The following is an 11,992-nucleotide window of genomic DNA, read 5'->3' as shown; positions in this document are numbered from 1 at the left end:
CCAGCCATCAGGGTCCGGCGGCGCACCGCTCACAGACGAGACGACATGCCTCCATCCATTTCCCTGGCGGACAATCCGCCGCCAGCCGCTCCCCGTGCCCCTGACTCCAGCGCCACGCGCGCGCCGCGCAACCCGTCCAGGCAGCGCTTTACCGTGCTGCCCGGCTTCGGCCTGTCGCTCGGCTTCACGCTGTTCTACCTGACGCTGATTGTCCTGATCCCGCTGTCGGCCACGTTCCTGAAGACGTTCACGATGACGTGGGACGCGTTCTGGACCTCGGTCACGGCGCCGCGCGTGGTGGCGTCGCTGCAGCTGAGCTTTGGCGCGTCGCTGGTGGCGGCCATCGTCAATACGGTGTTCGGGCTGGTGGTGGCCTGGGTGCTGGTGCGCTACCGCTTCCCGGGCAAGCGCCTGATCGACGCGCTGGTGGACCTGCCGTTCGCGCTGCCCACGGCGGTGGCCGGTATTGCGCTGACGGCGCTGTTCGCCGGCAATGGCTGGATTGGCCGCTATCTTGAGCCGCTCGGCATCAAGGTCGCGTTCACGCCGCTGGGCGTGGTGGTGGCGCTGACCTTTATCGGCCTGCCGTTCGTGGTGCGCACGGTGCAGCCGGTGCTGGAGGACGTTGAGCAGGAGCTGGAAGAAGCGGCCGCGAGCCTGGGCGCCAACCGCCTGCAGACCTTCCAGCGCGTGATCCTGCCCGCCATCCTGCCGGCGCTGCTGACCGGGTTTGCCCTGTCGTTCGCGCGCGCCACCGGCGAGTACGGCTCGGTGGTCTTTATCTCCGGCAACATGCCGATGGTGTCCGAGATCGCGCCGCTGATGATCTATTCCAAGCTGGAGCAATACGACTATGCCGGCGCCACCGCGGTGGCGGTGGTGATGCTGGTGATTTCCTTCGGTCTGCTGCTGCTGATCAACCTGCTGCAGGCCTGGACGCGCCGCCATCAATCCGGTGTGCGCGCCGCGCTGGCACCCGAAGCGCCCGCCACGGGCAAGGAGTTCTGACATGGCCGGCGCAGTTGCGGGACGCTTGGGCGGGCAAGCCAACGCCCAGGCCCATCACAGGTTTGACGCCACTGGCGAAGCGCCGTGGGTGCGCTACACGCTGATCACGGTGGCAGTGCTGTTCCTCACGCTGTTCCTGTTCGTGCCGCTGGCCTCGGTGTTCTATGAAGCCTTGCGCAAGGGCGTGCAGACCTACTGGGAAGCGTTGATCGAACCCGACGCACTCGCCGCGATCCAGCTCACGCTGACGGTGGCGGCGATCGCGGTGCCGCTGAACGTGGTGTTCGGCGTGGCGGCGGCGTGGGCCATTGCCAAGTTCGACTTCCGCGGCAAGAACCTGCTGATCACGCTGATCGACCTGCCGTTCTCGGTGTCGCCGGTGATCTCCGGCCTGGTCTACGTGCTGCTGTTCGGCGCGCAGGGCTGGCTGGGGCCGTGGCTGGAAGCGCACGACATCAAGATCATGTTCGCGGTGCCGGGCATCGTGCTGGCGACCATCTTCGTGACCTTCCCCTTTGTTGCGCGCGAGCTGATCCCGTTGATGCAGGCGCAGGGCAGTGAAGAAGAAGAGGCCGCGATCGTGCTGGGCGCCTCGGGCTGGCAGACCTTCCGCCATATCACGCTGCCCAATATCCGCTGGGGCCTGCTGTACGGCGTGATCCTGTGCAATGCACGGGCGATGGGCGAGTTCGGCGCGGTGTCGGTGGTGTCGGGCCATATCCGCGGGCTGACCAACACCATGCCGCTGCATGTGGAGATCCTCTACAACGAGTACAACTTCGCGGCGGCCTTTGCGGTGGCCTCGCTGCTGACACTGCTGGCACTGGTCACCCTCGGCATCAAGACGCTGGTGGAATTCCGCGCCCGCAAGGAAACCGAAGAGGCTGCACCCGAGCGGCCGCTGGCAAGTTTGCAAGGACAAGCATCATGAGCATCCAGGTCAAGAACGTAGAGAAGCGCTTTGGCGACTTTGTCGCGCTGGACAACGTCTCGCTCGATTTCGACGAGGGCGAGCTGACCGCGCTGCTGGGGCCGTCCGGCTGCGGCAAGACCACGCTGCTGCGCATCATCGCCGGCCTGGAGCGCGCCGACGCGGGCCAGATCGTGCTGGCCGGGCGCGATGCCTCGGACCAGCATGTGCGCCAGCGCCAGGTGGGCTTCGTGTTCCAGCACTATGCGCTGTTCAAGCATATGAGCGTGTTCGAGAACGTGGCCTTCGGCCTGCGCGTCAAGCCGCGCGCCGAGCGCCCGAGCGAAGCGCAGATCCGCGACAAGGTGCGTTCGCTGCTGGAGTTGGTGCAGCTCGACTGGCTGGCCGACCGCTACCCGTCGCAGCTCTCCGGCGGCCAGCGCCAGCGTATCGCGCTGGCCCGCGCGCTGGCGGTGGAGCCGCGCGTGCTGCTGCTGGATGAACCCTTCGGCGCGCTTGACGCCAAGGTGCGCAAGGAGCTGCGCCGCTGGCTGCGCCGCCTGCACGATGAACTGCACGTGACCAGCGTGTTCGTCACCCATGACCAGGAAGAGGCGCTGGAAGTGGCCGACCAGGTGGTGCTGATGAACCGCGGCCACGTGGAGCAGTACGGCTCGCCCGAGGCGGTCTACAACCATCCGGCCACGCCCTTCGTGTTCGGCTTCCTCGGCAACGTGAACCTGTTCCACGGCCGGCTGGAGGTGGGCGAGAGCGGCGGCCTGCTGCATACCGGCGAAGCGGTGCTGCCGGTGGTCGGCAGCGGCCATGAGACCGCCGGCGACGCGGTGGCCTATGTGCGCCCGCATGACCTGGACCTGGAGCGCTACGCGCCCGGCGCCGACGGCATCGCCGTGACGCTGCGCCGCGCGCTGACGCTGGGCCCAGTCGCGCAGCTTGAGCTCGAACGCGAAGACAATCAGGACGTGATCGAAGTCGCGCTTCCGCTTGAGCGCTTCCGCCACGCGGGCTTCCGCGAAGGCGAACTGCTCGCGGTGCGCCCGCGCCAGCTGCGTGTGTTCACGCAACCGCGTACCACGTCCACCCAACAAGAAAAGGCGACGACATGAACTTCCAGCAACTCCGATCGATCCGCGAGGCGGTGCGCCGCCAGTTCAACCTGACCGAAGTCGCCAATGCGCTCTACACCTCGCAGCCCGGCGTGTCGCGCCAGATCCGCGAGCTGGAAGAAGAACTGGGCGTGGAGATCTTCGAGCGCTACGGCAAGCGCCTGACCGGGCTGACCGAGCCGGGGCGCGAGATCGTGCGCATCGTCGAACGCCTGCTGCTTGAGGCCGAGAACCTGCGCCAGGCCGGCGACGAATACGCCGGCCGCCATACCGGCCGCCTGACCGTTGCCACCACCCACACCCAGGCGCGCTATGCACTGCCGCGCGTGGTGCAGGCATTCCGCCGCGAATACCCGCATGTGACGCTGGCACTGCAGGAGGCGTCTCCCACGCATATCGTTGAGCTGCTGCTGACGGGGCAGGCCGATATCGGCATCGCCACCGAGGCCCTGGCCACCGAGGCCGGGCTGACCTCGTTCGAGGCCTACAGCTGGCGGCACGTGCTGGTGGTCTCGCCCGGCCATCCGCTCACGCGCCTGCCCGAGCCGACGCTCGAAGACGTGGCCGGCTTCCAGCTCATCACCTACGACGCCGGCTTCACCGGCCGCCGCAAGATCGACAGCGCCTTTGCCGAGGCCGGCCTGCAGCCGGAGATCGTGCTGACCGCGCTGGACGCCGACGTGATCAAGACCTACGCCGAACTGGACCTGGGCGTGGGCATCATTGCCTCGATGGCCTATGACGAGCGCAAGGATTCCGGCCTGGTGCGGATCTCGGCCGACCACCTGTTCGCGCCCAACACCACCAGCGTGGCGGTGCGGCGGGGCGCTTACCTGCGCGGCTATGCGCACGCCTTTATCAACATGTTCGCGCCGCACCTGTCGCCCGACACCGTCAGCAGCGCGCTCTCAGAGCAAGAGCGCCAAGCCCTGGCGGCCTGATTCCGGCCTGACCGCGGGTGGCGGCCAGGCGGCGCAGGGGGCACCCGAGCGCCGCCGGCCTGCGCCATCCGCTCCGGCACGGTGCCGTTCGCGCCCCGTGCCCGCCGTTCGTCGCAAGAGACTTTCTTCGTGCCCGGGTGAGGGGTACATTCCTTGCACGTGCCCGCGGCTTGCCGTCCGGCGAGCGTCGCACGTGTACCGCAGCGCAACAAAGCTTGCGCGCGGCCGCCGGTCTGCAAAGGCCGGGCAAGGGAGAGAGAGACGATCATGCGCGAAGACGAACCGCTGCTGCGCTGGCAGTGGCGCGGCTATGCCCGCAACCACCAGCATCCCCGCAACCTGCTGCTGCATATCGTGGCCGTGCCGATGTTCATGGCCGGCACCGTGCTGGGCCTCTACGGCCTGCTGCACCTGAGCCTGCCAGCGGTGGCGCTGGGGCTGGTGTGCATGGGTATGTCGATGGCGCTGCAGGGCCGCGGACACCGGCTGGAAGCCCATGCACCGGAACCCTTTGCCGGGCCGGCGGACATCGCGGGCCGCATCCTGGCCGAGCAGTGGATCACATTCCCCCGCTATGTGCTGTCCGGGCAATGGTGGCGCGCGCTGGCCGGCCGGCGTGCCGGGCAGGGTGGCTGAGGTGGCCCGCGCTGCCCGCCTCATCACATTCCCGCATTGCGCCAGGCTCAGTCCGCGCTAACATGAACGCCATGGACCGCTGCTTCTCCAACGTCGCCACCGCCATCCCCTCCCGGCTCAATATCCTCGGGCGCGACCTGCTGTTCGTGCTGTGCATGAACTCGGTGATCGCCATCAGCCTGAACTACGGCTTCCAGACCGGCGGCAGCCTGTGGCACAACTTTGTCTACAGCCAGCTGATCGGCCTGTCGATCTGGGTGCTGATCGACATTCCGCGCGTGGTGATCTGGTGGAACGACCGGCCGCGCCGCTGGCCCTTCCTGCTGCTGGCCGCCGCCGCGGTGCCCGCAGGCGTGGTGTTCGGCAGTTGGGCCACGCGCGTGGTGCTGGACCTGCCGCCCAAATCGGCGGACGAAGCCGGCGGCATGCTGCGCATGTGCCTGGTGGTGGGCATGCTGGCCGCGGCCTCGATGATCTATTTCTACTGGTCGCGCGAGAAGCTGGCCTCGCTGGAGCGTCAAGCCGCGCTGGACGCCCTGCAGCGCGAGGAAGCTGAAAAGCAACTGGTGCGCGCACAGCTGATGGCGCTGCAGGCGCAGATCGAGCCGCATTTCCTGTTCAACTCGCTGGCCAACCTCGACGGGTTGATCGCCACCGACCCGCCCGCCGCGCGCCAGCTGCTGCAGCGCCTGATCGGTTTCCTGCGCATGTCGCTGGCACATACCCGCGCCGAGCAATGCACGCTGCGGCAGGAGTTCGAGCTGCTGCGCAGCTACCTGGACATCCAGGGTATGCGCTTCGGCCAGCGGCTCTCGTTCGACATTGACCTGCCGCGGGAACTGGCGAAGGTAGAGATCCCGCCCATGCTGATCCAGCCGCTGGTGGAAAACGCGGTCACGCACGGCATCGAGCCCTGCATGATCGGCGGCCATATCCAGTTGTCGGCGCGCGCGGCCGGCGACAATGCGGTGCAGGTCGTCATCGCCGATACCGGCGTCGGCTTCGGCCATGCCTCGGGCAAGGGCTCGGGCCTGGGCATCACCCATGTGCGCGAGCGGCTGGCGCGCATCTTTGGCGCGGCGGCCTCCATGCAGATGGAAGAGAACACCCCGCGCGGCGTGGTGGTGCGGCTGACGCTGCCGCTGGAGCGCCCGGCCGAAGCGCCCACCCTGACCCAGACAGTCACCAGCGTGCCGGAGGGCATGCCAGTATCGACCCCGGCCATGCAACGGCTCTGAGCGCCCGCCTGCCAGCACGCCTGACAAGAAGAACGGCTGGCACCGCCCGTGGCGGTGCCGCTGACAACGCCAGGACCCATCTACCACCCCAACGCCCCCATGACCCCGACCCTTCTGATCGCCGATGACGAAGCGCTGCTGGCGCGCGTGCTGGAATCCGAACTGACGTCGCTGTGGCCCGAGGCCCGTATCGTTTCCGTGGTCCACGATGGCGTGGCCGCGCTGGCGGCGGCGCGCGAGCACCAGCCGCGCGTGGCCTTCCTGGATATCCGCATGCCGGGCATGAGCGGCATGGACGTGGCGCGCGAATTGATCGAATTCGACACCCCGCCGCTGGTGGTCTTCGTGACCGCTTACGACCAGTTCGCGCTGGAGGCATTCGAGCGCGCCGCGGTGGACTATGTGCTCAAGCCGGTGCAGCGCGAACGGCTGGAGGCCACGGTGCAGCGCCTGAAGGACCGGTTGGCCGGTCCCGCTGACGATGAAGACACCGAGTCCGAAGCCTCGATCGCGGAGACGGACCGGCTCGGCCAGTTGCTGGCGCGCCTGGAATCGCTGGAGCACGCCACCCCGGGCCCGGGCGGTGCGCCGCAGCGGCAGTACCTGCGCTTTATCAAGGCGCTGGTGGGGCAGGAGGTGCGCATCATCCCCGTGGACGAAGTCATCTACCTGGAGGCCACCGACAAGTACGTCAACGTGGTTTCCGGCGCCGGCGAAGCGCTGATCCGCACCAGCCTGCGCGAGCTGACCCAGCAGCTGGACCCGGAGCGCTTCTGGCAGGTGCATCGCGGCACGGTGGTCAACATCACCTGCGTGGCCAGCGCGGTCAACCAGTCGCTGGGACGGCTGTCGCTGCGGCTGCGCGACCGTCCTGAACTGCTGCCGGTGGCGCGCCAGTACGCGCACCTGTTCAAGCAGATGTAAGCGCGGTCGGCGGGCAGCGTGGCCGCCACCTGGCTGCAGAGGGCAGGGGTTTTCCTCTATGATGCGGGCTTCGGCCCGTATTTTTTTGGGCTGCCGCCTTCCGTCCTGCCGCATAGCCCCTGCCACCAGCGCCATGTCCACTGCCGCACTCGATCCCACGCGCAATCCCCTTCGTCATGATGCCCAGGTGATCGGGCTGGTCGGCCTGGCCCACGGGGTCTCCCACTTCTACCACCTGTTGCTGGCCCCGCTGTTCCCATGGATCAAGGCGGAATTCGGCCTGAGCTATGCCGAGCTGGGCCTGCTGATGACGGTGTTCTTCGCGGTATCGGCGGTGGTGCAGACCGCGTCAGGCTTTGTGGTCGACCGCTTCGGCGCGCGGCCGGTGCTGTTTGCCGGGCTGGCCTTCCTGGGCGCCGCGGCCTTGCTGCTGTCGACCAGTTCCGGCTACGCCGCGCTGCTGTTCGGTGCGGCCGTGGCGGGGCTGGGCAATGGCGTGTTCCACCCGGCCGACTTCACGCTGCTAAACAAGCATGTGTCGCAACCCCGGCTGGGCCACGCGTTCTCGGTGCACGGCATTTCCGGCAACCTGGGCTGGGCGGCGGCGCCGCTGTTCCTGGTGGCGATTGCCAACCTGGCCAGCTGGCGCGTGGCACTGGCGGCGGCCTCGGCGGTGGCCTTTATCGTGCTGGCCGTGCTGGTGGCGCTGCGCCATGTGCTGGACCCGCGCGAAGTGCAGGGCGCCGTGGGCCGGCCCGCGGCCAAGGCTGCGGCGGGCGGAAGCGTGCTGGGCTTCCTGCGCCTGCCGCAGGTGTGGGTGTGCTGGGCCTTCTTCCTGCTGACCACGTTCTCCGCCGCCGGCATCCAGAGCTTTGCCCCGACCGCGCTGACCTACCTGTACGGCATGCCGTTCACGCTGGCGACCGCGTCCTACACCATCTACATGCTGTGCAGCGCCGGCGGCATGATCGTCGGCGGCTTTGCCGCCAGCCGCACCAGCAACCATGACCGGTTGATCGCGGTGAGCTTCACGGTGTCGGGGCTGATGGCGGTGCTGGTCGGGCTGGACCTGGTGCCGGCACTGCTGGTGCCGGTGCTGATGGGCGTGATCGGCTTTGGCGCCGGAACTGCCGGGCCGTCGCGCGACCTGCTGGTGCGCGCGGCCGCCCCCGCCGGTGCCACCGGGCGTGTCTATGGCGTGGTCTACTCGGGCCTGGATATCGGCCTGGCGTGCGGCCCGTTGTTCTTCGGTGCGCTAATGGATGCAAAGCTGCCGGCCTGGGTGTTTTTCATGATCGGCGGCTTCCAGTTGCTGTCGATCTTCACCGCGGTGACGGTGGGCAACGGCAACCGCTCGCGCCGCGGCGCGGCGGGCCAGGCGGAGGCCGCCTAGCCCGGGCCACCCAAGCACCGCCTTCCGAATTCGATTGCCTGAGGATGCTTTCATGTCAATGACGCCGGCCAATGCCACCCAGCCTGACGATTCCGAACACGGCACCCCGCTGCCGGGCGGCCATATCCTGGTCGATGCGCTGCTGGCGCACGGCGCCGAGCTGGCCTTCGGCGTGCCGGGCGAAAGCTACCTGGCCGTGCTGGACGGCTTCCACCGCCGCCGCGACCAGTTGCGCTTCATCATCTGCCGCCAGGAGGGCGGGGCCGCAGTCATGGCCGAGGCCTACGGCAAGCTGACCGGCCGCCCCGGGCTGGCCTTCTGCACGCGCGGGCCGGGCGCCACCAATGCCAGCATCGGCGTGCACACCGCCTTCCAGGACTCGACGCCGATGATCCTCTTCATCGGCCAGGTCGGCACCGACTTCATGGACCGCGAGGCCTTCCAGGAAATCGACTATCGCCGCATGTTCGGCCAGATGGCCAAGTGGGTGGCGCAAATCGACCGGGTCGAACGCATCCCCGAATACATTGCGCGCGCCTACCAGACCGCCACCTCGGGCCGTCCGGGCCCGGTGGTGCTGGCGCTGCCCGAGGACATGCTGGCGCAGACTGCCGCCGTGCCGCAGCTGCAGGCCTACCAGCGCGTCATGAGCTGGCCTGGCGAGGCCGACCTGGCGCGGCTGGCCGAGATGCTCAACGCCGCCGAGCGCCCATTCGTGCTGGCTGGCGGCAGCGGCTGGACGCCGCAGGCCTGCGCCGACCTGCAGGCCTTTGCCGAGCGCTTCGCGCTGCCGGTGGGCTGCGCCTTCCGCGGCCAGGACCTGTTCGACAACCGCCATCCCAACTACGCCGGCGATGTCGGCATCGGCATCAACCCGGCGCTGGCCGAGCGCGTCCGCAATGCCGACCTGGTGCTGGCCATTGGCCCGCGCCTGGGCGAGATGACCACCGGCGGCTACGCGCTGATCGCCGCGCCGCGGCCCGCGCAAAAACTGATCCACGTGCACGCCGGCGCCGAGGAACTGGGCAGCGTCTACCAGGCCGACCTGATGATCCAGGCATCGATGCCGGCCATTGGCGCGCGCCTGGCCGGTCTGCAGCCCGCCGCCGCGCCGCGCTGGCAGGCGTGGACTGCAGCCGCGCATGCCGACTATGAACGCTACCTGCAGCCGCCCGCGTTCACGGGTCAGGGCGTCGACATGGCCGAAGTCATCCGCACGCTGGACCAGCTGCTGCCGGCCGACGCGGTCGTGACCAATGGCGCCGGCAACTACGCTGGCTGGCTGCACCGCTATTTCCACTATCGCCCGTTCACCAGCGGCGGCCGCGGCCAGCTGGCCCCGACCAGTGGCGCGATGGGCTATGGCGTGCCGGCGGCGGTCGGTGCCAAGATCGCGTTCCCACAGCGCACCGTGGTGGCGCTGGCCGGCGATGGCTGCTTCCTGATGAATGGCCAGGAACTCGCTACGTCGATGCAATACCAGGCGCCGGTGATCTTCATCGTCGTCAATAACGGCATGTACGGCACCATCCGGATGCACCAGGAACGCGAATACCCGACCCATGTCTCGGGCACCGAGCTGCACAACCCCGACTTTGCCGCGCTGGCACGCGCATATGGTGCGCGCGGCGCAACCGTAACCACGACCGAAGCCTTTGCCCCGGCATTGCGCGAGGCATTGGCCGCGCCGGTCTCGACGCTGATCGAGATCCAGGTGGACCCGGATGTGATCACGCCGCGCACCACGCTGAGCGCGATCCGCGCGCAGGCGCTGGCCAGTCAGAAGCCATGAGCCGGTGCGGCCCGAGCGGATTCTTTCTTACCTATCAGGAGACCATCGATGAAGCCCGTCACCACCGACCTGTGCGACGCGCATGAAGACCGCCTTGCCGACGGCACCCTGCGCGTGATGGCGCCGGTGTTCCGAGTCTTCGGCAAGCAGGGCGCCTTTGCCGGCCCCGCGGCCACGCTCAAGGTGTTCGAAGACAACTCGCTGGTGCGCGCCGCGCTGGAAGCGCCGGGGCAGGGCCGCGTGCTGGTGATCGACGGCGGCGGCTCGCTGCGCTGCGCGCTGGTGGGTGGCAACCTTGGCCTGCTGGCCGAGAAGAACGGCTGGGTCGGCATCGTCGTCAACGGCTGCATCCGCGATACCGCCGAGCTGGACGTGTGCGACATCGGCATCCGCGCGCTGGCCGTGCATCCGCAGAAAAGCCAGAAGCGCAACGTCGGCGAAAGCGACGTCGCGGTGCAGATGCCCGGCGCCGTGGTGCGCCCGGGCAACTGGATCTACGTCGACGCCGACGGCGTGCTGGTCTCGGACGAAAAGCTGGGGAACTGAGCATGCCGCGCGTCTTTGTCTACGGCACGCTGCGTGCCGGCGAGGTCAACGACCTGAACGCCGCCGCCCAGCGCCACGGCATTGCCGCGCCCACGCTGCTGGGCACGGGTACGGTGGCCGGCAGGCTCTATGACTTCGGCACCTATCCCGGCCTGGTGCTGGACGCCGGTGGCGGGCCGGTCGTGGGCGATCTCTACGAGATTGCCGACGCGCTGTTGCCAGTGCTCGACGAGATCGAAGAGGTTTATCCCGGCCAGGCCACGCTGTTCGTGCGCGAGGAACGGGCCGTGTTGCAGGATGGGCAGCCGGTTGCCTGCCTGCTCTATCCAGTGGCCGAGTCGGCCGTGGCCACGCTGCCGCGCATCGTCAGCGGCGACTGGGTGGCCTATCGCCGCGCACGCGATACGGCCGAGGCCTGAGCCCCGGCTCGTTTCAAACAAACGGCGCCGATTCGCGGCGCCGTTTGCTTTTGCGTAGCATGGCCGTCGATGACATCGACCAATGGAATCGACGGCCATGAACGCTCCGCAATCCCTGCAGCCGCAGGTCTTCCCCCAGCAGTTCTTTATCCACGCCGGCGACGTGCGGCTGTCCGCCACCAGTTGGGGTGAGCCCGGGCCAGGGCGGCCCACCATCGTCCTGGTGCACGGCTATCCCGACAGCAGCGAGGTCTGGCACGGCGTGGCGGCGCAGTTGGCGGGGCGCTTCCATGTGGTGGCCTATGACGTGCGCGGGGCAGGGCGCTCAACCACGCCGCGTGCGACAGACGCTTACAGGCTGCAGAAGCTTGCCGATGACTTCATCGCAGTCATCGATGAGGTCTCGCCGCAGCGCCCGGTGCACCTGGTGGGCCACGACTGGGGTTCGATCCAGAGCTGGGAGTTCGTCACCGATGCACGCCTGCAAGGGCGCATCGCCTCATTTACCTCCTGCTCCGGCCCATGCCTGGACCACGCGGCAATCGGCCTGCGCGAACTACGCGGGCAGCGGTCGCTGGCTGCGTTGGGCAAGACATTGAGGCAGCTGGCGGCATCCTGGTATATCGGCGCCTTCCACCTGCCGTGGCTGCCTGAACTGACCTGGCGGCTGTGGCTGGGCCGTGCGTGGCCGCACTACCTGCGCCTGACCGAGGACCTGCGCACGGCGCCCAGTCCCACACAAACTGCCGACGGCTGCCACGGCGTGCGCTTGTACCGCGCCAACTTCCTGCCCGTGCTGCGTGCCCCGCGCCAGCGTCATGCCCATGCGCCGGTGCAGGTGATCGTGCCGTTGCATGACCGGTATGTGAAGCCGGCGCTGACCGAAGACCTGCACCGCTGGACCACGCAACTCTGGCGCCGCACCGTGCCCGCGCACCATTGGCTGCCGCTGGCCGACGCCCAGGGGTTTGCCGCCATGGTGCGGGAATTTGTCGAGCATATGGAAGGGGAGCCTGCCTCACCGGAGCTGTTTGCCGCGCGCATCCGCTAGCGGAGGC

12 protein-coding genes are annotated in these 11,992 nt (G+C 68.4%); all 12 read left to right on the top strand.

What is annotated here, in order from left to right:
• The first annotated feature begins 45 nt into the window (after positions 1-45).
• The 12 genes from cysT (at position 46) to AC1Q7H_RS13865 (ending at position 11,985) form a co-directional block, all read left to right on the top strand.
• Positions 46-1,008 carry a sulfate ABC transporter permease subunit CysT gene (gene cysT / locus AC1Q7H_RS13920; RefSeq protein WP_211979838.1) on the top strand — a complete coding sequence of 321 codons (963 nt, stop codon included), beginning with the start codon at positions 46-48 and terminating at the stop codon, positions 1,006-1,008.
• A gap of 1 nt (position 1,009) precedes the next feature.
• The gene (gene cysW / locus AC1Q7H_RS13915) at positions 1,010-1,939 is read left to right on the top strand and encodes a sulfate ABC transporter permease subunit CysW (RefSeq protein ID WP_013957103.1); all 930 of its coding nucleotides are present in this window, start codon (positions 1,010-1,012) and stop codon (positions 1,937-1,939) included.
• Positions 1,936-3,045 (top strand): sulfate/molybdate ABC transporter ATP-binding protein, encoded by a 1,110-nt coding sequence (locus AC1Q7H_RS13910; protein ID WP_013957102.1) that lies wholly within the window; start codon positions 1,936-1,938, stop codon positions 3,043-3,045. Before cysW ends, AC1Q7H_RS13910 begins: the two co-directional genes overlap by 4 nt.
• Positions 3,042-3,986, top strand: coding sequence for a CysB family HTH-type transcriptional regulator (locus AC1Q7H_RS13905; RefSeq protein ID WP_013957101.1), 945 nt, complete (start codon positions 3,042-3,044; stop codon positions 3,984-3,986). The genes AC1Q7H_RS13910 and AC1Q7H_RS13905 overlap by 4 nt, the downstream gene beginning before the upstream one ends.
• A gap of 267 nt (positions 3,987-4,253) precedes the next feature.
• Positions 4,254-4,622, top strand: coding sequence for a DUF962 domain-containing protein (locus AC1Q7H_RS13900; protein WP_153953593.1), 369 nt, complete (start codon positions 4,254-4,256; stop codon positions 4,620-4,622).
• Positions 4,623-4,684: 62 nt separating this feature from the next.
• Positions 4,685-5,860: a sensor histidine kinase gene (locus AC1Q7H_RS13895; protein ID WP_013957099.1), complete on the top strand. Its 1,176-nt coding sequence runs from the start codon at positions 4,685-4,687 to the stop codon at positions 5,858-5,860.
• A 99-nt stretch (positions 5,861-5,959) separates the two neighbouring features.
• Positions 5,960-6,784, top strand: coding sequence for a LytR/AlgR family response regulator transcription factor (locus AC1Q7H_RS13890; protein ID WP_013957098.1), 825 nt, complete (start codon positions 5,960-5,962; stop codon positions 6,782-6,784).
• A gap of 133 nt (positions 6,785-6,917) precedes the next feature.
• Complete coding sequence (locus AC1Q7H_RS13885; RefSeq protein ID WP_041227981.1) at positions 6,918-8,177, top strand: MFS transporter; 1,260 nt, start codon at positions 6,918-6,920, stop codon at positions 8,175-8,177.
• A gap of 52 nt (positions 8,178-8,229) precedes the next feature.
• A complete protein-coding gene (locus tag AC1Q7H_RS13880; RefSeq protein WP_492381399.1) occupies positions 8,230-9,969 on the top strand; it encodes a thiamine pyrophosphate-binding protein in 1,740 nt (579 codons plus the stop codon).
• Between the two features lie 48 nt (positions 9,970-10,017).
• Positions 10,018-10,515 (top strand): ribonuclease E activity regulator RraA, encoded by a 498-nt coding sequence (rraA, locus tag AC1Q7H_RS13875; RefSeq protein WP_211979837.1) that lies wholly within the window; start codon positions 10,018-10,020, stop codon positions 10,513-10,515.
• A 2-nt stretch (positions 10,516-10,517) separates the two neighbouring features.
• On the top strand, positions 10,518-10,934 hold the full coding sequence (locus AC1Q7H_RS13870; protein WP_013957094.1) for a gamma-glutamylcyclotransferase family protein: 417 nt from the start codon (positions 10,518-10,520) through the stop codon (positions 10,932-10,934).
• Positions 10,935-11,031: 97 nt separating this feature from the next.
• Entirely contained in the window at positions 11,032-11,985 is a 954-nt protein-coding gene (locus tag AC1Q7H_RS13865; protein WP_228772356.1) for an alpha/beta fold hydrolase, read from the top strand.
• Positions 11,986-11,992 lie beyond the last annotated feature (7 nt).

Source organism: Cupriavidus sp. GW823-FHT06D04, from assembly GCF_058795055.1.
This window is presented reverse-complemented; position numbering and strand designations above follow the sequence as displayed.